19 protein-coding genes are annotated in these 24,402 nt (G+C 39.0%); 7 read left to right on the plus strand and 12 right to left on the minus strand.

Translation table 11 applies throughout. The features are described 5' to 3' along the window. Nucleotides 1–79: 79 nt before the first annotated feature. Nucleotides 80–1,867 carry a single-stranded-DNA-specific exonuclease RecJ gene (gene recJ, locus CMT41_RS13950; protein ID WP_058027617.1) on the minus strand — a complete coding sequence of 596 codons (1,788 nt, stop codon included), beginning with the start codon at nucleotides 1,865–1,867 and terminating at the stop codon, nucleotides 80–82. Between the two features lie 138 nt (nucleotides 1,868–2,005). Continuing rightward, on the minus strand, nucleotides 2,006–2,800 hold the full coding sequence (gene dsbC / locus CMT41_RS13955) for a bifunctional protein-disulfide isomerase/oxidoreductase DsbC (protein WP_058027618.1): 795 nt from the start codon (nucleotides 2,798–2,800) through the stop codon (nucleotides 2,006–2,008). A gap of 297 nt (nucleotides 2,801–3,097) precedes the next feature. On the opposite strand from dsbC, the gene fldB reads away from it, so the two are divergent. Beyond that, nucleotides 3,098–3,616: a flavodoxin FldB gene (gene fldB, locus CMT41_RS13960; protein WP_057181897.1), complete on the plus strand. Its 519-nt coding sequence runs from the start codon at nucleotides 3,098–3,100 to the stop codon at nucleotides 3,614–3,616. 292 nt (nucleotides 3,617–3,908) lie between these two features. Beyond that, nucleotides 3,909–5,165, plus strand: a complete 1,257-nt coding sequence (srmB, locus tag CMT41_RS13965) for an ATP-dependent RNA helicase SrmB (protein WP_058028240.1) — start codon at nucleotides 3,909–3,911, stop codon at nucleotides 5,163–5,165. Nucleotides 5,166–5,328: 163 nt separating this feature from the next. On the opposite strand, the gene CMT41_RS13970 is transcribed toward srmB, so the two are convergent. The 3 genes from CMT41_RS13970 to yaaA all read right to left on the minus strand — a co-directional run bounded on the left by CMT41_RS13970 (nucleotide 5,329) and on the right by yaaA (nucleotide 8,537). Further along, nucleotides 5,329–7,146, minus strand: coding sequence for a TIGR03545 family protein (locus CMT41_RS13970; RefSeq protein ID WP_058027619.1), 1,818 nt, complete (start codon nucleotides 7,144–7,146; stop codon nucleotides 5,329–5,331). Then, complete coding sequence (locus tag CMT41_RS13975; protein ID WP_058027620.1) at nucleotides 7,146–7,679, minus strand: DUF2062 domain-containing protein; 534 nt, start codon at nucleotides 7,677–7,679, stop codon at nucleotides 7,146–7,148. Before CMT41_RS13975 ends, CMT41_RS13970 begins: the two co-directional genes overlap by 1 nt. A gap of 84 nt (nucleotides 7,680–7,763) precedes the next feature. Beyond that, nucleotides 7,764–8,537, minus strand: a complete 774-nt coding sequence (yaaA, locus tag CMT41_RS13980; RefSeq protein ID WP_057181900.1) for a peroxide stress protein YaaA — start codon at nucleotides 8,535–8,537, stop codon at nucleotides 7,764–7,766. Nucleotides 8,538–8,806: 269 nt separating this feature from the next. On the opposite strand from yaaA, the gene tal reads away from it, so the two are divergent. The 3 genes from tal (at nucleotide 8,807) to CMT41_RS13990 (ending at nucleotide 11,120) form a co-directional block, all read left to right on the plus strand. After that, entirely contained in the window at nucleotides 8,807–9,769 is a 963-nt protein-coding gene (gene tal, locus CMT41_RS13985; protein WP_058027621.1) for a transaldolase, read from the plus strand. A gap of 214 nt (nucleotides 9,770–9,983) precedes the next feature. Then, nucleotides 9,984–10,157: a DUF3545 family protein gene (locus CMT41_RS19245; protein ID WP_157466383.1), complete on the plus strand. Its 174-nt coding sequence runs from the start codon at nucleotides 9,984–9,986 to the stop codon at nucleotides 10,155–10,157. 159 nt (nucleotides 10,158–10,316) lie between these two features. Next, nucleotides 10,317–11,120, plus strand: coding sequence for an alpha/beta fold hydrolase (locus CMT41_RS13990; RefSeq protein WP_058027622.1), 804 nt, complete (start codon nucleotides 10,317–10,319; stop codon nucleotides 11,118–11,120). Between the two features lie 277 nt (nucleotides 11,121–11,397). On the opposite strand, the gene eno is transcribed toward CMT41_RS13990, so the two are convergent. Next, a complete protein-coding gene (gene eno / locus CMT41_RS13995) occupies nucleotides 11,398–12,696 on the minus strand; it encodes a phosphopyruvate hydratase (protein ID WP_057181903.1) in 1,299 nt (432 codons plus the stop codon). Nucleotides 12,697–12,833: 137 nt separating this feature from the next. Beyond that, complete coding sequence (locus CMT41_RS14005; protein ID WP_057181905.1) at nucleotides 12,834–14,474, minus strand: CTP synthase; 1,641 nt, start codon at nucleotides 14,472–14,474, stop codon at nucleotides 12,834–12,836. 461 nt (nucleotides 14,475–14,935) lie between these two features. Between CMT41_RS14005 and CMT41_RS14010 the strand changes: the two genes are divergently transcribed. After that, nucleotides 14,936–15,532: a DUF4202 domain-containing protein gene (locus CMT41_RS14010; protein WP_057182110.1), complete on the plus strand. Its 597-nt coding sequence runs from the start codon at nucleotides 14,936–14,938 to the stop codon at nucleotides 15,530–15,532. 140 nt (nucleotides 15,533–15,672) lie between these two features. Here CMT41_RS14010 and CMT41_RS14015 read toward each other — a convergent pair whose 3' ends face one another. The 5 genes from CMT41_RS14015 to rlmD form a co-directional block, all read right to left on the minus strand. Further along, nucleotides 15,673–16,125 (minus strand): YbaN family protein, encoded by a 453-nt coding sequence (locus tag CMT41_RS14015; protein ID WP_082606568.1) that lies wholly within the window; start codon nucleotides 16,123–16,125, stop codon nucleotides 15,673–15,675. Between the two features lie 25 nt (nucleotides 16,126–16,150). Continuing rightward, nucleotides 16,151–16,738: an RNA methyltransferase gene (locus CMT41_RS14020; RefSeq protein WP_057182114.1), complete on the minus strand. Its 588-nt coding sequence runs from the start codon at nucleotides 16,736–16,738 to the stop codon at nucleotides 16,151–16,153. 45 nt (nucleotides 16,739–16,783) lie between these two features. Beyond that, complete coding sequence (mazG, locus tag CMT41_RS14025) at nucleotides 16,784–17,623, minus strand: nucleoside triphosphate pyrophosphohydrolase (protein WP_058027623.1); 840 nt, start codon at nucleotides 17,621–17,623, stop codon at nucleotides 16,784–16,786. Nucleotides 17,624–17,697: 74 nt separating this feature from the next. Continuing rightward, a complete protein-coding gene (relA, locus tag CMT41_RS14030) occupies nucleotides 17,698–19,911 on the minus strand; it encodes a GTP diphosphokinase (protein WP_058027624.1) in 2,214 nt (737 codons plus the stop codon). 66 nt (nucleotides 19,912–19,977) lie between these two features. After that, nucleotides 19,978–21,387, minus strand: coding sequence for a 23S rRNA (uracil(1939)-C(5))-methyltransferase RlmD (gene rlmD / locus CMT41_RS14035; RefSeq protein WP_057181909.1), 1,410 nt, complete (start codon nucleotides 21,385–21,387; stop codon nucleotides 19,978–19,980). A 184-nt stretch (nucleotides 21,388–21,571) separates the two neighbouring features. On the opposite strand from rlmD, the gene barA reads away from it, so the two are divergent. Continuing rightward, on the plus strand, nucleotides 21,572–24,400 hold the full coding sequence (gene barA, locus CMT41_RS14040; protein ID WP_058027625.1) for a two-component sensor histidine kinase BarA: 2,829 nt from the start codon (nucleotides 21,572–21,574) through the stop codon (nucleotides 24,398–24,400). Nucleotides 24,401–24,402: the final 2 nt, after the last annotated feature.

The following is a 24,402-nucleotide window of genomic DNA, read 5'->3' on the forward strand; positions in this document are numbered from 1 at the left end:
ATCACATCAGCAACATCTTCCTTTAAATCAGTGTGTTACATTATAGACAACAGTGTTCTACAACAGAGCCAAATTAATATTAAACGACCCTAATATCTTCAATCATCAACTGCACGGTACGTTTACCTCTGAATTCATTCACATCCAGACGGTAAGCAAGGTGAACTTGTTTCGCTTGGGCATTTGGCCAAGCTTTAACATCAACATTAAAAGCTATGCCATCAAAGACTTGTTTACCTTGAGCCGTGTCTTTTTGTACCACAATTTTCAAATGTTTTTCCCCCACAATTCGCTGCTGCACTATGGTGAAGGTATCATCAAATAAAGGCTCAGGAAAATTTTGTCCCCAAGGACCGGCTTCTCGTAATTGCTCGGCAAATTCAAGGGTAAGCAGATCAGCACTTAATTCACCATCGGAAAGAATGATGCTCGCTAAGTCTTCAGGTTTTAGCCATTTTTCAGCCAATTCATTAAATTGTTGCTTGAATTGAGTAAAGTCTTTTTGCTTAATCGATAAACCAGCCGCCATGGCATGACCACCAAACTTAAGAATTAAGCCCGGATTTTGGCTATCAATATGCTCGAGTAAATCACGTATATGTAAGCCAGGAATTGATCGCGCCGAGCCTTTAATTTCAGCATTGTCACCCTGCTCGCTATCATCACTGGCATTAGCAAAAATAATACACGGACGGTGACATTTTTCTTTTAGTCGCCCGGCGACAATACCAATAACCCCTTGGTGCCAATCTTTTTGATATAAGGCAATAGCAAAAGGTAGCGGCTTATCTTCACTTTCTTGATTGAGACCGCCAGCTAAGTCAACTGAGTTCATCACTCGCTCTGCTTCAACTTGCATGCCCTGTTCTATTTCTCGACGGGTTTTATTTAAGTCATCAAGCTCTGCCGCCATTACGCGAGCAGTCGATAAGTCAGTAGCCAGTAAGCAATTGATACCATAAGACATATCATCTAACCGTCCTGCGGCATTTATTCTTGGAGCTATGGCAAAGCCAAAGTCACTGGCAACTAGCCTTTGCTGGTTCTTATTGGCTATTTCTATCAATGCTTGAATGCCAGGCCGTGTTTGACCCGCACGAATACGTTTTAAACCTTGGTCAACTAAAATACGATTATTAGCATCAAGAGACACCACATCGGCCACGGTCCCTAAAGCAACCAGATCCAATAACTGAGCAATGTTAGGCTCAGCAATTCCTTGCTCAGAAAAATAGTTACGTTCGCGACAATACTTTCTTAACCCTAACATGAGGTAAAAGGCGACACCAACACCGGCAAGGGCTTTACTGGGGAAATTACAACCAACTTGATTCGGATTCACAATGGCATCGGCAATGGGTAACGTATGCCCAGGTAAATGATGGTCAGTAACAATCACTTGCATGCCAAGATCTTTAGCGCGTTTAACACCGGCAATACAGCTAATGCCGTTATCGACGGTAATTATCATTTGTGCTTGTTGCTGCGCAGCAATATCAACAATTTCAGGGGTTAAGCCATAACCATATTCGAAACGGTTTGGCACAATAAAGTCATGATGGTTACTACCAAACAGACTAAGCGCAATCATCATTAAGGCGGTACTGGTAGCGCCATCGGCATCAAAGTCACCAACAATAACAATAGCTGTTTTACTTAATAGTGCTTGATGTAATAATTGACAGGCCTTGTCCATGCCCATCAGCGCGGTGTCATCCGTCATACCTTGTAAACGAGCAACATTAAGTTCAAGTTCTTGTGCAGATTTCATGCCTCGGCTGGCATAAATTTGTTTTATGATTTCCGGTAAAGTATCTGGCAAATGAGCAGTTGCGACCTGTGCTCGGCGAATGATTTTTTTACTCATGCTATTCGGTCTCGGTTATTCTCATGATGGTTTCAATACAAGAAACGCTTATGACATATTTTCAACATAAAAAAAGTACTTACTGATAATCAACAAGTACTTTTAAAAGGACAATTTACTGGCACATTGAAAAATGAATTAGGTATTTTTCAATAACTCTTCTAATTGTGCTGGCGGTTGGTAACCTGGAATCATCATACCATTTGATAAGATAATTGCCGGTGTACCGTTAACACCGATTTGGCGCCCAAAATTAAACTGCGCTTCAATCGGCGCTTCACAAATTCTATAGGCAATACCACTACCTGATTTGGCTTTGGTTAACGCTTTAGCGGTATCGTCACTACACCATACTGAGCGTAAATCTTTAAAGCCTTGACTCAAATTTCCCGTTCGGTCTTTAATACCTGCACGTGGATACGCTAAGTAACGAAATGTTATGCCACGAGCATTGTAATCCGCCATTTGTGCATGCATTTTACGGCAATAGCCACAAGTGATATCGGTAAACACAGTCACCACATATTTTTCATTTTCTGCTTTATAAACAATCATGTCGTCTTTAAATTTTTCGATACCTTCAAGACGAATTTTCGCCAAACTCTCTTCGGCTAAGTCTTTCACTTCATTGCCTAAGCTATATATTTTACCTTGAATGAAATAATCACCGTTATAGCTCGCATAATACAAGCCTTGATTAGTAACAAGCATAGCGATGCCGGGTACCGGTGTTTTTTCAACTTTAACAACGGTTAAGCCTAAAGAGCGGTTAATTTTTGCCTTTAAAGCTTCAACATCAAGCACACTTGGGTCAGTTGCCGGCTTGGCTAATGTTTCCGGTACATTCGCTTGTGCTGCAGCATAGGCGCTGGGGACAAATAAAGCTAAAGTAAACGTAGCCAATACGGCGCTAAAAAAGAACATTTTATACATAATTATTCCTAAAAAATTCCTAACAAAATTCTAAAAAGCTTTAAATAACTTCTATAAAGTAATGGCAATAAAGCTATAAAAACAAGCCTAACATACCTGCTCATTGGAATAGACCTAATTTTAAGCAAGGAAATTACAGCCATAGGACTTTATTTGCAACTTAAAATAGCGAGTATAGTGAATTAACTGGTAAACAAAGATAAATGTTTTTGCTAAAATCCCAGTGAAATGGCTCTATGTTCCTGAACATCTATCTTGAAATAGAGCGGATATATAATAAAATTTGGAAATAGAAAAATGAAAATTGGTTTGTTTTATGGCTCAACCACTTGTTATACCGAGATAATCGCCGAAAAAATTCAGGCCTTAATTGGTGCCGATCTGGTTGATATCGTTAATATCAAAGATCAGTCTTTAGCGCTGTGCTTGGATTATGACTTTATTATTTTTGGTATCTCCACTTGGGATTACGGTGAGATACAAGAAGACTGGGAATCTATTTGGAGTGATATTAATCAATTAGACCTTTCCGATAAGATTATTGCTTTATATGGTATGGGTGATCAAATTGGTTACAGCGAATGGTTTCAAGATGCTCTGGGTATGTTACACGAACAAGTACTGGTACAAGGGGCAAAAACAATCGGTTATTGGCCAATTCAAGGCTATGAATTTACCGCATCAAAAGCATTAACAGCTGATGGCGAGCTATTTGTTGGTCTGTCGTTAGATGAAGATAGCCAATACAATTTAACCGATGACCGTTTAGATACTTGGTGTGAGCAAGTATTACTTGAGTACAGCAGCTTACTTTAGCAATCCGCATTTACTCCATAATAGTTTCCTCGGCAATTTATTTAGCCCTTGCGATAATTAGTTACAGCAAGGCCTAAAAACACTATAATTGTCGCCATATTATCATTATACCAATCTCACACATTAATGAGTCATTTCTACGGGTTAAAATAACCAAGGACTTCGTTATTTATTTAATAATTAGCACAACTAGTTATTTAAATGAATGCTTGGTATTTGGCAATTTTCCCGACAAAAAAAGATCACTTATTTAATGAAATTGGTATTATTAACTCTTAGTGAATTATCCCCTATGTTTGAGCAATTCGATCTAGACTCAGAATTATTAGCCAGTATCAAAAAACTTGGTTATACCAAGCCTACCTCAATTCAAGATCTAGTGATCCCTGAGGCGATGGCCGGCAAAGATATACTAGCATCAGCCCCGACCGGTACGGGTAAAACCGCCGCCTTTTTACTGCCTATTGCTCAACATTTATTAGACTACCCGCGTACTCAACCGGGCTTTCCTCGGGTATTAATATTAACCCCGACACGAGAGTTAGCGATTCAAATTGGTGAAGACTGTAAGCAAATTACCGAGCTAACTAAAATAAAAACGGGTGTGATAACGGGTGGCGTTAACTACGGCAGTCATACAGATATCCTAACAACGACAACAGATATCTTAGTGGCAACGCCAGGTCGATTATTAGAATATATTGAAAACGAGCAGTTTGATGCCCGTGACATTGAAATTCTTGTTTTAGATGAAGCCGATCGCATGCTCGATACTGGTTTTAGTGAGGCCATCAACCGCATTGTTGCTGAAGCTCGCTGGCGTAAACAAACCATGCTATTTTCAGCAACCTTAGAAGGTGCTGGTGTACTAGGTTTTGCCAAAGAAGTACTAGACGATCCTATATTTTTAGAGTCAAACCCATCACGTAAAGAGAAAGCCATCATTCACCAATGGCTACACCTAGCTGATGACTCACACCATAAACTCAATATGTTAGTCAATATTCTTAAGCAAGAAGGTGTTGAGCGTACCGTCGTTTTTGCTAATAAACGGGAAACTGTACAATACCTTTCCGGTAAACTTTATGCGGAAGAGTTACCTTGTGTTTGGCTAGAAGGTAAAATGCCACAAGATAAACGTAACAAAGCTATTTCACGTTTTAAAAGTGGCGAAATTAAAGTATTAGTGGCAACCGATGTTGCCGCCCGCGGTTTAGATATAGACAACATAACGCATGTCATTAATTTTGATATGCCACGCAAGGTTGATATTTATATTCACCGTATTGGCCGCACAGCTCGTGCCGGTAACAAAGGAACTGCTATTTCCTTAGTTGAAGCACACGATATGGCTGTTATTGGTAAAATAGAGCGTTATACCAAAGAACGTCTACCACGTCGTGTTATTCAAGATTTACGTCCACAGCACAAAGAATCGCGTGTGGTCAATAAAAAGGTAAAACTTAAACTCACTAACTCGCAGAAAAAAGCCAAAGCTAAGAAACAAGTGAAGAAAAACGCTAAGCAAGCAAAAAAAGCCGCGAAGTAAGCAATATCAGTGTTGTCAGCGAGCGGTGGCGTTTATCTTGGTTGCCGTTTTACTGTCGCAATGCGTCGCTACTGGTAAAAAATCTAAGTTCATAGTTCATAAAAAAGACCGTAATGCTTTAAGCAATACGGTCTTTTTTTATCTAAATATCAAAGAGAATTAACTAACCAAATAAATCGCCAAGTTTATTTTTCAACTTATCCTTTAACTTATCTTTGGCTTTATTCTTAAGTTTATCTTCCAGCTTTTTCTGTTGCTGTTTAACAATATCTGAATTCTTTAAGTCAGCCAGCGCTTTATCGGTATCGGTTAATAAGGCTTCAAGATCAAGCAGCTCTGCTGTTTGGCTATCACCTAATTTCAAGGCATTAGCTAATTTCTCGTTTAAGCCCTTATTCACTTTATCCTTAAAGTCAGTAAGTCTGTCAGCAACCTGTTGCTTAAATGCCCCGGTTAAGGCGTTACTTAAAGATGAAGTAATAGTAAATTTTGGCCTATTAAGCTCGCCATTAACCGCAACATCAATAGTTAAGCTATCTAATGACTTCATGGTAGCCAGTAATAACTGGGTAATTTTTGAGTTAGCCTGGCCTTGAAAACTTGCCTGTTTAAGAGACAAATGGTTAGCCGCTGAGATGTCATTATTGCTTAAGCTAAAAGTACCCTTACCACTAAGCTGTGCTTTATCAAGGGATAAGGTTAATGTCTTGCTTTTTGTTAACTGAGTATTGGATAACCAGCGATCATTAACAAACCATGCTCCGCCAGCATTGAAAGCACCCGATTGACTTAACTTAAAGTGACTCGTTAGACTAAGTTCACCATTTGCTGTTGAGCTAATGTTTATCAGGCTATTTTTACCTCTAAGCCAATGCTGATGTGTTAGCTCACTGCCACTAACGATGACTTCACCCTGCGCCAGTTGAATTGAGAACAGTGCTTTTTTGATCAAGACCGATGGTAGCGGGGACTCTTCTTTAAAGAAGATAAATCGCCCGCTAGTATGAGTTTTTACCTCATTAGCAGTTGCTGCAGTTTGACTATTATCCAGAAATGGTGAGATTTTTTCATAGGCCCATTGTGCCTTTTGCACATAGTCACGGGCTTGCTCACCAAAGAGAATATGAGCAAAGTCTTCGGCATCAATACTTTCAAGTTGATAGGTTTTTTCAATTTGCTGCCAATCTTTGCCCGGAGCAGTTTTTAACTGATTAACGTGCTTAGCTAATAAGTCCTTACTGGCTAATACTTGTTGCTTAGCTTTTTTAACAAGTGCTTGATCGGCTTTAAACTCAGCTTTAATTTGTTCGAATGCAGTTTTTATTTTTTCTATATCGGCTAACGAATTAACGTTCATCTTACCTAAAGCTTTGACTTTATCTTGGTAAGACTTCAGTTTTGCTTTATTAGGCAATTGTGCCTTTAATGCTTTTATTTTAGCCTGTTCAGTTTTATAACTCTGTTGTAATTGTTTGCTAGCTTTAACCGTAAATAAGTTACTGTCATTAAGTAAGCTTTTAACATCCGGTAGCTTGATATCAACTTCAGGTAGTATAGCTTTCGCTTGCTCAGCTAAGCTGGCGTGTGCACCCTCATCACTTGCTTGCTCATCAGCGTACACTCTACCCGGCTGAGCACGAACGCTTGAAAAAGCAAGCTGACTGACTTCAAGTTCATCAATGATAATTTTACCAAATAAATATTGCCAAACGTCAATACCAGCAGTCGCCCGTTCAAAACTAAATAAATTCTGTGTTGGTGCTGCTTTATCGGTAACTTGCAAGCCTAAAACGCTTATCTGCAGAGGCGAATAAGCCAGCTTTACCTCGGCAATATTTACTTCTGCGCCAAAAGCACTTTCAGCCGAACTAACAAGGGCTTTTTTTACTAAGCTTTCCGCAAAAAAATAGCCGAAAACAACCACTAAAGCACTTAAAACAAGAAAGGCAACCATGCCTTGCCAACGAATAAATCGTGCCATTATAAAGCTCCTTTAGTTAAGCTAGAGTCACTAGAAAAACTGCTGTATAAACGATAAAACTTAGATGCTTTTAAGGCTTGCACAATTCTAAATTTCTCAAAAAACGTCATGATATGCAGACGATATTTCTCTATTAAGACTTTGCTAATAAAATATACCGGAACACATAATACTAGCCCTAAAACAAAGGCACCCAGGATATAAGTATGGTGCCAATGGGCGAGTTTAAATAAGCTTAGTTGGTAAATCGAGGTGAAAAAGTCAGTCAACGCTGGCTGGGTAAGTAATGACTCACCCACTAGGACGATGACAGGAGAGAGTAGATAACTCATGCCAGAGAAAATACCGACCGCAAGCATGAAGCTGCCTAAATGTACTCGAATGAGTAAAACAAAAAATATTATCACTATATTATGCAAGGTTAAGATGGGTGATAAACCAACCACAAAACCCAAGGCTATGGCTAACGCTATTTGCCTGATGGAACTATCACTGTTTAAGGCATGAAAAAGCTTGGCGAGTAAAGTTAACATGTCACCTCCTGTTAAAATGTTTAAATGTTTAAATGTTTAAATGTTTAAATATGATGAAAGCCAAAGCCAAAATTAACTTGGCTACTAAAGCTCTTTACGAGTAAAAACCCATTCGTTACCTTGCGATAAACTGTCACTATATTGATAGCCAGCCAAATCAAATTCCTTAATTTGCTCAACCGACGTTAATTTATTTTGAATAATGTAACGTGCCATAAGACCGCGAGCCTTTTTGGCATAAAAACTGATTATTTTGTATTGACCATTTTTCCAGTCTTTAAATGCGGGGGTGATAATAGTGGCATTTAACGACTTCGTCTTGACCGATTTAAAATATTCTGTTGAGGCAAGGTTAATAAGTACCTCATCACCTTGCTCAGCCAAGGCTTTATTAAGCTCGCCGGTAATAATGTCCCCCCAGAATTGATATAAGTTAGCACCGCGACTATTGGCAAGTTTACAACCCATTTCCAAGCGGTAAGCTTGCATTAAATCAAGGGGTTTTAACAAGCCGTATAAACCCGATAAGATTCTGAAATGCTGCTGAGCGAAATCGAAATCTTCCTCACTAAACGACCCAGCATCAAGCCCTGAATAAACATCACCATTAAAAGTTAAAATGGCTTGCCTAGCATTCTCGGTGGTAAAGGGAGTTGACCACTGACCAAAGCGTGCTGCATTTAAACCAGCAAGTTTATCACTCAGCTTCATTAAACTGGCGATGTCACTGGGAGCAAGTTTGAGGCAGTCGTTGATCAATAACTGGCTCTGCTCAAGTAAGCTAGGTTGACTGAATTTTTCTGTCGCTAGCGGGGATTCAAAGTCTAATTTTTTTGCAGGTGAAACAACAAGTAACATTATTTTTCAGCCGAATTATAGTGATTACATAATAAGGCATAATATATCATAAGCGTTAAGCAAGTTAACAGCGTTTAATCTATAGCAAGGCAAGCGCCAGTAATGCTGTTTGGCGTAAGTTAAAAACAAAAACACCTTAATCTGGTAAAAATAGCGCAATAAAGGGTGCTTTTTTATTTTTATGTTGTAATATTTCACCAGCTACATTCATTATCGAATTTAGAAAGGCTCAGCAATCCAATTTTTCCCGTTAGAATTAAGGTAACGCCATGACAAACTCTTCTTCACAGCTTGCACAATTAAAACAAATGACCACAGTTGTGGCTGATACAGGTGATATTGAAGCGATAGCAAAGTTTCAACCGCAAGATGCCACCACAAACCCTTCGCTTTTATTAAAAGCAGCGTCTTTAGCTAATTACCAAGGCCTAGTAAAAGATGCCGTTGCTTGGGCTAAAACACAATCAGCCAGTGCTGAGCAACAAGTTATTGATGCTGCTGACAAGCTTTCGGTGCTAATTGGTCTAGAAATACTCAAAATTGTTCCTGGCCGTATCTCGACCGAAGTAGATGCGAGATTATCTTTTGATACTGCTGCATCAATTACCAAAGCATATAAGCTAATTGCCATGTACAACGAAGCCGGCATTAGTAACGATAGGATTTTAATTAAACTTGCTTCTACCTGGGAAGGTATTAAAGCAGCAGAGCAACTTGAGCAAGAAGGTATTAATTGTAACCTGACTTTACTGTTTAGCTTTGCCCAAGCACGTGCCTGCGCTGAAGCGGGCGTTTATTTAATATCTCCCTTTGTCGGTCGTATTCTCGACTGGTACAAAAAAGATACCGGTCGAACTGACTATGCCAGTAATGAAGATCCTGGTGTTGTTTCAGTTACCAATATTTATAACTATTATCAACAGCATGGTTTTAATACTGTGGTAATGGGTGCTAGTTTTCGAAATACCGGCGAAATTCTTGAACTCGCCGGTTGTGACCGGTTAACCATTAGCCCGGCATTAATGGCTGAACTAGCGAATAATACTGATACTGTTGTACAAAAATTAATAACTTGCCAAGCAACTGCTGAGCAAGAAGCGGCTTTAAGCCAAGGTCAATTTCGCTGGCAGATGAATGAAGACCCTATGGCAACAGAAAAGCTTGCTGAAGGCATTCGTAATTTTGCCATTGATCAAGTGAAGCTTGAACAACAATTAGCCGCTATGCTCTAAATCAAGGATAAAATATTTCATTATTTGTACTGGTTACGCTTATTTTAAGCGCATATTTTATAGAAACATGCGCTTTTTCATATTCATGGCTAACAAACTATGCTAAAAAAGATAGTAATTCTTTTAAGTTACTTGCCAGCCAGCAAGTGTTAATTTAATAGAATGGGTCTAGGCATTTATTTTTCGATGTGATGGTAAAAATAAGGGGCACTTTATGGATAAGATAAACCAAGTTTCCAGGTCAACAACACAAGTAAGTAAAAAGCGCGTAGCATCAACAACTAAAAAAACATGGCGTGAAATTGAATCGATTCGTGATAAGTTTCAGCTAGAAAAAGATCTACGCATGTATGAAGACTCATTAGAGTATATGTTAGAAGAGCTCTAAACGGTAAATAAGCTAAGTTCCACCGACAATAGTCATAAGTCCCAGCATGCTGGGCTTTTTATAACGGTACAGTTTATCGCTTTAAAGTAACTAAGCAGTTGACAAAATTTAAACAGCCGTTTAAATTTTACCCCTAACCTCTCTCTACAAATAAATTCAATGCAAAAAAACGTCATCAATTTTTCCCATGCTAATGGGTTTCCAGCCGGCAGCTATCAAACATTATTTGCTTACCTACCTGACAACATGCAGGTTATCGCCTTAGATAAATATGGTCATAACAAGCAAAAGCCGGTTAATAATAACTGGCAAGCTCAAGTAGAAGAGTTAATAATTTTTGTCGAAGCTAACCAAGTTGATGGCAATAAAGTCATTTGCCTCGGTCATTCATTTGGCGGCGTGATATCTTTTATTGCTTGCTGTCAAAGACCTGATTTATTCAAAGGACTTATCATGCTAGATCCTCCCGCACTCAGTGGCGCTGGTGCTCTAGCGGCAAGGTTGGTAAAGAAAACCAAGTGGATAGATAAGTTTAGCCCTGCCGGACGTGCTAAAAACCGTCGTGCTCAGTGGCCATTGGGCTCTGATATAGGCGCGCTATTTTCTGGAAGAAAGCTATTTAAGAACTTTGATAGCCGGTGTTTAACCGATTATATAGCTCATGGTATATGTGAGCGCAATAATCAGTTGGAGCTGACATTTGACGCGCAAGTAGAAGCCAATATATTTCGAAATATCCCTTCAAATTTATCACGCTACAAAAATAAGTTAACCATACCTGCCACCTTAGTTTATGGCACTACTACCGATGTTTTTCCTCATCATATCTTTAGTCGCTTTGTTAAACTTAACAAACATATCAAGCTACAGACTACCCCTGGTGGTCACATGTTTCCATTAGAGCGCCCAGAGCAAACAGCTAAGTTAATTACAGAGATAATAAACAGTTTTCCTGAAGATTAACTATACATATACCCGTTACCATTCAAGATGCATATTTCAGAGTGCTTTGAATGGTAACGGGATAGCTAACACTGCCGACATAAAAAAGCACGCTTGCCTTTACAGGAACAACCGTGCTTTCTTTTGTCTACTAATGCTAATTATTAACTAATTTGCATTAAATAATATTTAAAATTAAAGCTAATTAGCTTTAAAGCAAGGCGCTTGCGCGGAGTTGACGTTAGTCAACGAGCACATGCAACGCAGCTCTCAAACTAAGTAGCAAAAAGTTTAATTATTATTGGCCTTTAATTTCAGAACGACCATTATAAATAGCCTTATCACCTAAGAACTCTTCAATACGTAATAATTGGTTGTACTTAGCGACACGGTCTGAACGACATAAAGAACCGGTTTTGATTTGTCCAGCTGCGGTACCTACCGCTAAATCGGCAATAGTTGTATCTTCAGTTTCACCTGAACGATGTGAAATTATCGCAGTGTAACCCGCGTCTTTTGCCATTTTAATCGCCGCTAAGGTTTCGGTTAAGGTACCAATTTGGTTAAATTTAATTAAAATAGAGTTAGCAACACCAGTATCGATACCACGTTTGAAGATTTTAGTATTGGTTACAAATAAATCATCACCGACAATTTGTATTTTATCGCCAAGTAAATCCGTCTGGTATTTAAAACCATCCCAATCTGACTCGTCTAAACCATCTTCAATAGAAATAATTGGGTATTCTTGACAAAGTTCGCCTAAGAAATCAGAGAACTCGTTTGAAGTGAATTGCTTGCCTTCACCTTTAAGGTCATAGATACCTTTATCTTTATCGTAAAATTCAGTAGCCGCACAATCCATCGCTAAAGTAACATCTTTACCTAAAATATAACCTGCAGCAGCTACCGCTTCTTTAATGACCACTAAAGCATCAGCATTTGAGGCTAAATCAGGAGCAAAACCACCCTCATCACCAACAGCCGTATTCAAGCCTTTGGCAGATAATACTTTTTTCAGTGCATGAAATATTTCAGCGCCCATACGTAATGCTTCACTGAAGTTTTCAGCGCCGACCGGCTGAATCATAAACTCTTGAATATCAACATTATTATCAGCATGTTCACCACCATTAATGATGTTCATCATAGGTACTGGCAAGCTATAAACACCGGGAGTGCCATTTAAGTCAGCAATATGTTCGAATAATTGTACACCTTTATCCATTGCCGCAGCTTTGGCTACCGCAAGAGATACCGCAAGAATGGCATTGGCGCCAAATTTTTCTTTATTTTCAGTGCCATCTAAATCAATCATGATTTTATCAATGTTGGCTTGCGCCAATGCACTTTGACCAAGTAAAGCCGGAGTGATGTCATTTTTAATGGCGGCAACAGCCTTTAATACGCCTTTACCTAAATAACGAGACATGTCACCGTCACGTAACTCTAATGCTTCACGTGAGCCAGTAGAAGCGCCAGACGGTGCAGCCGCACGACCCCAAGCACCCGATTCAAGATATACATCGGCTTCCACGGTTGGGTTACCACGAGAATCCATGATTTCACGTGCTAAAATTTTGCTAATTTTTGACATTATCATTCCTGTTAAATATATGACGCTCAAGTAATACTTTGAACGGTAAAGTTAATACTTTGAACGGTAAAGTTAATTTTAATATTGCTAAACTTAAAGCAAAAACCGCAGTGCTAGCTACGGTTTTAATAAAGTTGTTATACGTTTGTTTTTTGTTTTTGCAATTCAAAGGTCATTGCAATAAAACTTTCAAACAGTGGGTGTCCATCACGTGGAGTTGAATTAAACTCTGGATGGAACTGCCCAGCAATAAACCAAGGGTGATCAGGTATTTCAATCACCTCAACTAATGTTTTATCCGCAGATAATCCCGAAAACACTAAACCTGCTTGGTTTAATTGTTCACGGTAGTTATTATTTACCTCATAACGATGACGGTGTCTCTCTTTAATTGTTTCACTACCATATACGTCATACACCTTGGTACCTTTCATCAAGTGACACAATTGAGCGCCTAAACGCATGGTACCGCCCAAATCAGAGTTTTCAGAGCGATATTCAATTTTGCCTTCTTTATCTAACCATTCACTGATCAAACCAATAACGGGGAAAGGTGTTTCTGGATTAAATTCAGTACTATTAGCATCCGTTAAACCGGCAACATTGCGGGCATATTCAATTAAGGCGACTTGCATACCTAAACAAATACCTAGATAAGGTACTTTATTTTCACGGGCATATTGCGCCGCTAAAATTTTACCTTCAATACCACGCTCACCAAAACCACCGGGGACCAATATAGCATCGAGATTTTGTAAAATTTCAGTGCCTTTAACTTCAAGGTCTTGTGAGTCAATATATTTAATATTAACTTTGACTTGGTTCTTTAATCCCGCATGTTTTAAGGCTTCGTTAACCGATTTATAAGCATCGGGTAATTCAATATATTTACCTACCATACCAATAGTGACTTCACCAACCGGATTAGCTTCTTGATAAAGCACTCGTTCCCACTCACTTAAATCAGCTTCAGGGACATCAAGACCAAAACGTTTAACCACTAATTCATCAGTACCTTGAGCTTTTAATAACGCCGGGACTTTATAAATACTGTCAACATCACGCAGTGAAATTACTGATTTTTCTTCAACATTGGTGAACAAAGCTATTTTTGCTCGGGCATTGGCGGGAATAACCCGTTCTGAGCGGCAAACTAAAATATCAGGAAAAATACCAATACCACGCAATTCTTTGACTGAATGTTGGGTAGGTTTGGTTTTAATCTCACCGGCAGCCGCTAAATATGGCACTAAGGTTAAGTGCATAAACATTGCACGTTCACGGCCCACTTCTGTGGCTAACTGACGAATAGCTTCTAAAAATGGTTGTGATTCAATATCACCCACCGTACCACCAATTTCGACCATGGCAATATCGTAACCTTCGGCACCTTCAATTATCCGACGTTTAATGTCATTGGTAATATGAGGAATAACTTGAATAGTGGCACCTAAAAACTCACCTTTACGTTCGCGAGCTAAAATATCTTGATAAATACGACCCGTAGTGAAGTTATTAAGTTTGGTCATTTTGGTGCGAATAAAGCGCTCATAATGGCCCAAATCCAGATCGGTTTCTGCGCCGTCTTCGGTAACAAAAACCTCACCATGCTGTATTGGACTCATGGTACCAGGATCAACGTTAATGTACGGATCAAGTTTTAACATGGTAACTTTTAAACCACGCGCTTCAAGAATTGCTGCTAATGAGGCTGCGGCAATGCCTTTACCAAGAGACGATACTACACCGCCAGTTACAAAAATATATCTAGTTGTCATGTTTACACCGATGTCAGAAAAAACAGAATTTTGCGCTTAAATGGTTATTATTTATAAACTTAATTTCAATATCACATTTAAAAAATGCTCTATACACCTAGTGCTAATAAGAGATTAACTAAAGAATTAGCGTAAATGTAAAATTGTTGAAATAGGAGTTTTACCAAACAAGCAGGACGGGAAAGTATTATACTGAAAAGCTAAACGAACAACAATAACAACAAGCCATCACAGCAATAAAATTGTCTATTTTTTATTGTTTTCTAGCGGTAATTACGCTTGAACTGTAAAAATTCAGTCGATAAAAAAGTATTTTAACCGCGCCAGCTGATTCTAGGTTAGTTGCTCTAAGTCTGAACAGTTAGCACTATTTAAGTCAACTGCCTTGCTCTGATTCTTTTTTATTACTAGTTGCGTATAATGGTACTACTTTCCTAAATTAAACCGTGATTGATGTTAAAATGACTATAGAAAAATTAAACAACACCTTATCCGCCATTGACGAAGTTAATCGCCAAGACCCCAATACAATACTATTTAATGGTACTAGCCAAGTAAAAGAATTAATTTATGGTCAACAAATGACGGACTGCTTAAAACAATATTGGCCTGAAGCAAATGAGTTATTGCAAATTGCGGTTCGGGCACAGCATATTAAGCGCTGGCAATTAAAGCGCACTGAATTTGCCGACGGCAAAGCAGGATATTATCAATGGCGAATTGCTCAAGGTAAGTTTCATGCACAATTAACGGCAAGCATTATGATTACTCAGGGCTACCAAGCAGAGCAAGCTGAGCAATGTGCTGCTATTATTCGTAAAGATAATTTGAAGACAAATAGTGATAGTCAAACGTTAGAAGATGTCGCCTGCTTAGTTTTTCTTATGCACTACTTTGATGCGTTTGCAACCAAGTATACCGAGCAAGATAATGAAGCAAAGATTGTTCATATAGTGCAATTAACCTGGAAGAAAATGTCAGAGCAAGCCCATGATATTGCTTTAAGTTTAACACTACCCGATCATTTAGCGATCATAGTAAATAAGGCACTTGCTTAACCTTTTTCCCGCGATTAACAACGAAAGTAATAATGCAGACTGCTCTAATATCTTAGAGCAGAGAGTCGGCACACTTCTCTGCTATGCTTTATGCCTAAGCTGAACTGAGATAAGCACCAACTACTCAGAGTTCAGCTTACCTATTTACTTAGAGGTAAGCGCACTAAAAAAATAAACGGCCCAATAACCAATGCCACAACCAGTCCGGTTAATAGCGCGCTTTGTAACATTAAGGCCGACCAGCACACAGATAAAATAATACTTAATAAGGCAATACGTTTCGCTTTTCTAGGAATACTGCGATATTTTTGCCAATCATGAATTAATGGCCCAAAGGTTTTATTTGCCAGTAATTTTTTTTGCATTCGAGGTGAAGATTTGGCAAAACAGGCCGCCGCCATGATCAGAAAAACAGTTGTTGGTAGCACAGGTAATACCGCACCTAATATAGCTAAACCAACACAAAATACTCCGGTGACTTTCAACAAGATAATCTTGGCTTTACTCTGCACTGATGGTGAAACAGGACAGGAACTGACATTGAATTTTGCGTCTTTACTTATTTCTCGCTCAGTAATAATCACTCTTTCCATGTATGAATACTCCCTATTTCAGGTATTAGTTGCCGGTGTTAGTATTAACTTTCACCTTGTTGTTAGTATCACGACTTTGACGAATTAGCACATCATCCGCTTGGCCATGGTTTTCTTGCATAGCACTAGATTTGGCTAACCTATCATAAAGCAACACGTTAACCGAGGCCGCTAGGTTCATACAACCAATAGTAGGAACATAGACAACTTCATCAGCACAATCGATGACTTGTTGCTTTATTGTGCCATCCTCAGGACCAAATATGTATACTGCCTGGGGTGGATGAATAAAGTGTGGCAAGGGTGTAGCGCCTTCCACTAAGTCAACACATATGATTTTAGTCGTCGATGAGATATTTTCCAGTAAGTCTTTAATATTTATAAAATCCTCAACACCTAATAGAGGAATTTTCCCCTGAGCATTTTTAGTATCAGTTTTTAAAGCACCTTTATTATATTTAGCTGCTTGCTCATATCGTCTGCCGGTATAAAGCACTTGATCAACTTGATAACAACCAGCAGCACGCATTACCGCGCCAACATTGGTTGGGCTTTTTGGGTTAGTTAAAGCAATGGTAACGTGAGGTGGGCTTTGTTCTTTGTTTTTGTTCATACGTTTGCTCATAAAATTATTATAGCGTTTTATAGCCGTTACCTATCATGATGCCTTTCTTTCCTGGTTTTTTACTTGTTGCCAATAATTTTCTAATTCAGCTAAGTCATGTTCAGTAAAACTTTTACCCGATTGATGTACTTGTGCCTCCACGCCATGAAAGCGTTTAGTAAACTTTTTATTCGCATGGCGAAGTAGTGTTTCGGGATCTTCTTTGGCATGACGACATAAATTTACTACTGCAAACATTAAGTCTCCTAACTCTTCGGCGAGCGCTTTCTTATTCAGTGACTTGGCCTCTAACTCGTCTTTAACTTCTTGTACTTCTTCTTCAATTTTAGCAAACACATCGTTGATGTTATGCCAATCAAAGCCGACATGTGCGCAACGTTTTTGAATCTTTGCTGCCTGAGATAAAGCCGGTAAGTTTTTCGGGATATCAGCTAAAAGGCTCAAGTTTTGCTTATCCGTTGTATTCGCCATTTCCCGCTGACTTTTTTGCTGCCTTTCGAGTATTTTTTCATTTTCCCAATTGGCTTTTATTTCAGCATCGCTGTGAAAATTCGCCTGAGCAAACACATGGGGGTGGCGGCGAATAAGTTTTTCACAAATGGCGGCTATAACACTATCAAAGTCAAAATACTGCTGTTCTTGACCTAACTGACTATAAAAAATCACCTGAAAGAGTAAGTCGCCTAGCTCCTTTTCCAACTCAACAAAGTCACCTTGTTCAATAGCATCAACTACCTCATAAGCCTCTTCTAGGGTATGACTGGTTATTGAAGCAAAATCCTGCTTAAGATCCCACGGACACCCTGTAATAGGATCGCGCAGTTGCGACATGATCCAACGTAACTTTTCTATTGAGGCTTGTTCTTTTAACATTTTATTCCGCTTGTTATTTTCGCTTTATTTACATTATGCATCACACAGGCTTGAGCCATATTAGTGCACTATAATTACAGCCGTCTCACCTGGCTTACATCATCTAATTGCCGTAATTTATCGAGAACACGCAGCAATAACTCACTATTTTCCACTTCCAATTTTAGCTTCATACTCATGGTCTGCTTGGCTTTATCGGTATGACTTTCCATGCCTATAATGCTTACTTTTTCATTGGCAATAATGGTGGAAATATCACGTAATAAACCTTGTCTATCACTACCAATAATTTGTGCCGTGGCTTGATAACTTTGTTTATGTGCATTGCCCCACTGCACTTCAACTAACCGCTCAGCTTGCAAACTAAGAGCATTGGCAAGTTGCTCACAATCTTGTCGATGTACTGAAATACCTCGGCCTTGCGTGATAAAGCCCAAGATGGTGTCACCTGGTACGGGCTGACAGCACTTCGCCATATGAGTGAGTAGGTTACCGACGCCAGAAACGGTTATGCCATTATCATCTTGCGCTAATGTTTTACTGGTTGGACTTTGTTTTACTAAACTTTGTGGGTCTATTTCAGCTTGAGGTTTTAATTTACTATCAAGCTGAGTAAAGTGATTAATAACTTGCTGTAATCTGGCGTTACCTGTAGCTAGTGCAACATAAAGATCATCTATAGTTTTCATATTAAAGCGTTTTGCTGCCGCTAATAAGTCTATAGTGGCTAAATCATATTTAGCTATTTCACTGTCAAATAACTCTTTGCCCTGAGCAATATACTTATCCCTATCAAGCAATTTAAAAAAGTGCTGAACTTTAGCGCGCGCGCGCGAAGAGTAGATATAATTTAAATTAGGGTTAAGCCAGTCTCTACTCGGATTTGGCTGTTTACTGGTTAATATCTCTACCTGATCACCCGTTTGTAACTGATGGGTAAAAGGCACTATTTTACCAAATACTTTAGCGCCAATACAACAATGACCAACATTGGAATGGATGTAATAAGCAAAATCTAATGGCGTTGCCCCCATAGGTAAATCGATAACGTCACCACTTGGGGTGAAAACATAAATCCGGTCTTCAAACACCTGACTGCGTAACTCATCAAGTAATTCACCACTTTCGCTAACATCATCTTGCCACTGCAAAATCTTTCGTAACCAACCAATTTTATCATCAAAACTATTATTTTTACCGCTGGCCGTGCCTTCTTTATAACGCCAATGCGCCGCAACACCAAGTTCGGCGTCATCATCCATTTGCTTGGTTCTGATTTGTACTTCTACCGACTTACCTGTTGGCCCTAACACCACAGTATGTATTGATTGATAGCCATTGGCTTTTGGGGTAGCCACATAATCTGAAAATTCTTTGGCTAGGTGTGGCCATTGGGTATGGACAATACCCAAGGCAGAATAACAATCTTGTACTTTTTCGACCACCACACGCACAGCTCGCACATCAAAGAGCTGTTCAAAACCTAATGATTTTTGCTGCATTTTTTTCCAAATGCTGTAGATGTGTTTAGGACGGCCAAAAACGTCCCCTTTAATAGCTAAGGCATTAAGTTCACTCTTTAACTGACCAACAAAACTAGCCATATATTGCTCTCGCTCTAGTCGAGTTTCATCTAAAAGCTTAGCAATTTTTTTATAGACCTGCGGGTGCAGGTAACGAAATGAAATATCTTCAAGTTCCCACTTTAATTGGCCTATGCCTAAGCGGTTGGCTAGTGGCGCGTAGATATTAGCACTCTCTTTTGCCGCTAACACACGCGTTTCTTCATCACTATTTTTCTTTGCCCGTAAGTCGCATAGCCGTTCCGCTAATTTGATCACCACAGCACGCACATCATCCACCATAGCCAACAACATACGGCGAATATTATCTATATTCTGTGGGGTAGAGCCAAGGGCTTTATGACTTTGTTGGCGCAGCGCTTTAATGGCCGCCATCTGTTCGACACCTTGGCAAAGCATTAATATGTCTTTAGATAAGTGCTCTTTGACATAATCTATGGAAATAATATTATGCTCTAATAAGGGGGAGATAAAAGCCGCTACTAACGAGTCAGCATCTAGGTTCAAACCACTTAATATTTCCACCATTTCCATGCTTTTATGTTGCAAGTCGAACTTTACCGCACTGTCATGCTGATAAAAGTTACAGATTTGCAACCATAAAACAGACAAAGCCTTGGCCTTTACCTCGGTTAACGCTAAGTTGGTTAGCCATTGTTCAAAACTTTGCTCTGCTATTTGATGAGATTTACGCACGGAAACCATAGCTATTCCTTTGTCTTTGAAAGTTAACTTAATGTTAGCTAATACATATTTTGATGATCTTAAATGCTAAATACTATGAGTAAACAAGACCATAGTCTCAACATGCTTTGTTTGAGCAAACATGTCTATCAGTGATATTTTTTCAAGCTTGTAGCCATGAGCAATAAGAATTGCGCTATCTCTTGCTAAGGTTGCCGGATCACAGCTGACATATAAGACGCTAGGTATTTGTAGTTTAGCAATTTGACTTACTGCTTGCTCTGCTCCTGCTCTTGCTGGATCAAGCAGCACCTTATCAAACACTTGTCCATTAGCCCACGATGCTAATAACCAATGACTGTTCAAATCTGCCTGATAAAACTGACAATTATCAAGACCATTGACTTGAGCATTATGACTGGCTTTATCAACCATCACTTGTACACCCTCAACACCAACAAGCAGTTTTGCGTATTTTGCCAGCGCTAGGCTAAAATTTCCGAGACCACAAAATAAGTCCAGCACCTTATCACTAGGTAAAATATTTAACCAAGCTAAGGCTTGACTGATCATGGCATTATTAACCTGATGGTTAATTTGAATAAAATCACTACTGGCAAAATAAATTTTATTTTTATCGGCTAATGTATATGAAAATACCGCAGAGCTATTCTCTTTGCTACCCGCCAACCGCACTTGCTGGTTACCATCATCAATAATGACATGCCAACCATATTGCTGCGCATACGATTGCCAAAGCTCGATATCCGTAGCATTCATTGGCTTTAGTTGTCGAATAACCAGCACTACTTGCTTATCTTTTTGTCTTAGCTCGGGTAAGTGTTTTTCAAGTATATCCGCTTGAATGACTTCTATATGACCTATGGCAGATTTTACGGTAAGTTGTGCCAATAACTTTTTTAGCAAGGGAAAAATGTCATTAAGTGGCTCAACTAAGACCGGGCATGACTTGATTGCGGCTAATTGATTGGTGGATTTTTGTCTAAAGCCGATAGTTGCGTGGGATTTTTTATCAAATTGAACACCTATACGGGCTTTACGCCGATAATGCCAAGGGCTACTTTTTATCGGCGCTTGCCAAGGTAAGTCTTTGCCGTCAACTTTTACCACGTTATCTTGGCTGCTAAAAAAGCGAGAAAAAAGCTCGCTGACTTTATCTTGTTTGAACCGCAGTTGCTCTGTTATATCAAGCATTTGCAGATCACAGCCACCACACACACCAAAGTGCTGACACTGAGGCTCGACCCTATGCTCGCTTTGCTTGCCAATAGCAATGAGTTTAGCGCGAGCATATTTGCTTTTTTGTTCGATAATTTTCACATCGACCACTTCATTGGGTAAAGCTCCAGCTATAAATACCGGTTTATTTTGCCAACGGGCAACACCGACACCATTTATATCGAGCTTTTCAATACTAACGGTCAAGCGCTGATTGCACGTTTGTGGTTTAACTGTTGCTTTAAAAAAATTTGCCATTTTCACCCTAGAACTAACGCTTACTTTATTACCAATATATCTATTTCAGCAGGAGCTTAGCCATCTATACTATTAATTTATAGCCGCTTATGAGATTATTTATGTTAACTTGGATAATCGATTAGATAGTTAATTATTTCAACGAGTATTTTACCCTAAATTGACAAAAAAAGTTCAACTAAAAATGCATAAAATAAGCCTGAAAGACTGGGTTATCATACTCACTATTCTCCCGACAACGTTAATCAGTTTTGGTTTAGCTAGTTATTTTTCTTATAGCCGCTCAGTAGAACTTAATGACATCCTTGAACAACGTGCTAAAAGCATCATTGAACCGATAGCTATTGCCAGTAAAGGCCCTTTACTTAATAAAAACAGAGATAAGCTTCGCCAACTAATAGGGTTTACGCACCGAAGTCAATCAAACATAGTCAACAGCATTGTTATTTTTACCGCAGATAATCAAGTTTTTGTCGCTAGTGCCTATCGTGGCGATACCCATTTAATGAGATTAAATGCCGGGGAAAAGCTGCCAAGTCACACCAGTATGCAAAACATTGACGACTATATTATCTTTAGAACGCCTATCATTGATGAAAACTATAACCCTCTAGTAAATAAAAACTTCCCCCCTAACCCCACACACAATAGCGCAAGACCTTCCCCCGTTGGTTACATTGCTATGCAAATTGATAAGAGTCAGCTCAATTTCCAACAGCAAAGCCAATTTATAGTAGCGTTTGCACTTGCTTTACTTGGCTCTTTACTCAGCGCAATATTTGCCCTGAGACTCATTAAAAAAGTAACTAAGCCAATAAACTCTATGGTGCAAGCAATTGAGCGTATTAGAGAAGGGAAATTAGATAGCAGAGTAAGTGGTCAACTCATTGGCGAACTTAACTTTTTAAAAAATGGTATTAATGCCATGGCGCAGTCTCTTGATAACTACCAAAACGAGATGAACGCCAGTATAGATCAAGCCACCATAGATCTACGGGAAAGTTTAGAGCAATTTGAAATACAAAACGTAGAACTCAGCATTGCTAAACGTAAGGCTCAAGATGCTAATAGGGTAAAATCTGAATTTTTAGCCAACATGAGTCATGAGTTACGTACACCACTAAATGGAGTTATTGGCTTTACTCGGCAAGTGCTAAAAACCCCCTTGACTGAAAATCAGCGGGATTATTTACAAACCATTGATCGCTCAGCAAACAATTTATTAACCATTATTAATGATATTCTCGATTTCTCTAAGCTCGATGCCGGGAAAATGGTTATTGAAAACATTCCTTTTTCGTTACGAGAGTCTCTTGAGGAAACACTCACCTTACTAGCCCCATCAGCTCATAAGAAAAATATTGAGCTATCAATAAATATTCCCCAAGAAATACCCGATTCACTGGTCGGTGATACGATGCGGATTAAACAAATTATCACTAACTTAATTAGTAATGCGATAAAATTCACCCCACAAGGCTCAGTTAATGTCGATATAGTCTATGAAGAAGAGAACCAAAAGAATATCAAATTAAAAATTATCGTCAATGACACTGGCATTGGTATGACTAGCAAGCAACAAAGAACAATTTTTGATGCCTTTACCCAAGCTGATCAGAGCATTACTCGTTTATACGGCGGCACAGGTTTAGGCCTAGTGATTTGTCAACGACTCGCACAAGAGATGCTTGGCGATATAGGTTTTACCAGTGAAAAAAATCAAGGATCCAGTTTTTGGTTTACTTTTCAATGTGAAGTAAATGCTATGCCATTAATACTAGAGTTGGACAATAAGCATTTAGCAAATAAGACCCTGCTCTACTATGAAGAAAACGATCACAGCAGAGAAGCGACTAAGAATATATTAAAGCACTGGCAGATGAACGTTACTAGTGTGACTAACAAACATCAATTATCTCAAGTGATTTCTCACAGTAAAGAAACACAACGAGGCTTTGACTATGCACTTATCGGCCATAACCAGGCAGCTACAGCCTTAAGTGACTTGAAGAAAACCATTACAGAATTACAACCCATCACCAGTAATATACATCTGGCATTAAATAATCACTCGCCTAGTTTACCGGAGGCGCTCATTGCCTGTGGTGCTATTAGCTGTATGAGCAAACCGCTAACATCAAGTAGTTTGAGTAAAGGATTACAGCCGATGATAAAAGCTGAATCACAAAAACTTACCCTTGCTGCACCTATAGGAAAAATATTACCCATTAAGGTCTTGGCGGTTGATGATAATGAAGCCAACCTGAAACTAATTAAAGCCTTATTATTAGAGCAAGTTGCTGAAGTGGTGGTTACCGACAATGGCATGTCAGCCATCGAGCTTTGTAAATCAGAAACTTTTGCGCTTATTTTTATGGATATACAAATGCCGATATTAGACGGTATTAGCGCACTTAAAGAGATTAAAATCTTACCTGGCCACAGTAACACACCAATTATTGCCGTTACTGCTCATGCGTTAAGTGGTGAAAGGGAGAAAATGCAGCAACAAGGCTTCAATGCCTATATGACTAAACCAATAGATGAAGCAATGTTGCGTCATATAATCTATGAGTATTGTGACTTCAACCACTTAGTAAGCTCAGCTGCCCCCCTTATCACCAGTAGCAGATTGGCCGAGGTTGAAAATTTTTCAAAAGTCATTGATTGGCCTTTGGCGTTAAAGCGCAGTGCTAATAAAGCTGACTTAGCTAAAGAAATGTTTTTAGGGTTAATCGAGAGCTTACCGCAAATTCAACAAGATATTCATCAAGCTATTGCTGCACAAGATATCGCTCTACTTAAGCGTTTAGTCCATAAACTCAACGGCGCTTGTTGTTATACTGGTGCACCAAGTTTAGCAAAAATCACCGCGCATTTAGAAACACAGTTGAAAATGGGCATAGGCTTAGAAGAACTTGAACCTGAGTTTTTAGAGTTTTTTGATCATATAGAACAAGTTTTACTTGCTGTGCCTGAAGCACTAAAACAAATGAGTGTTAACAGCCATTAACT

Origin of the sequence: Colwellia sp. MT41 (assembly GCF_001444365.1) — a bacterium.
Classification (GTDB): Bacteria; Pseudomonadota; Gammaproteobacteria; order Enterobacterales; family Alteromonadaceae; genus Colwellia; species Colwellia marinimaniae.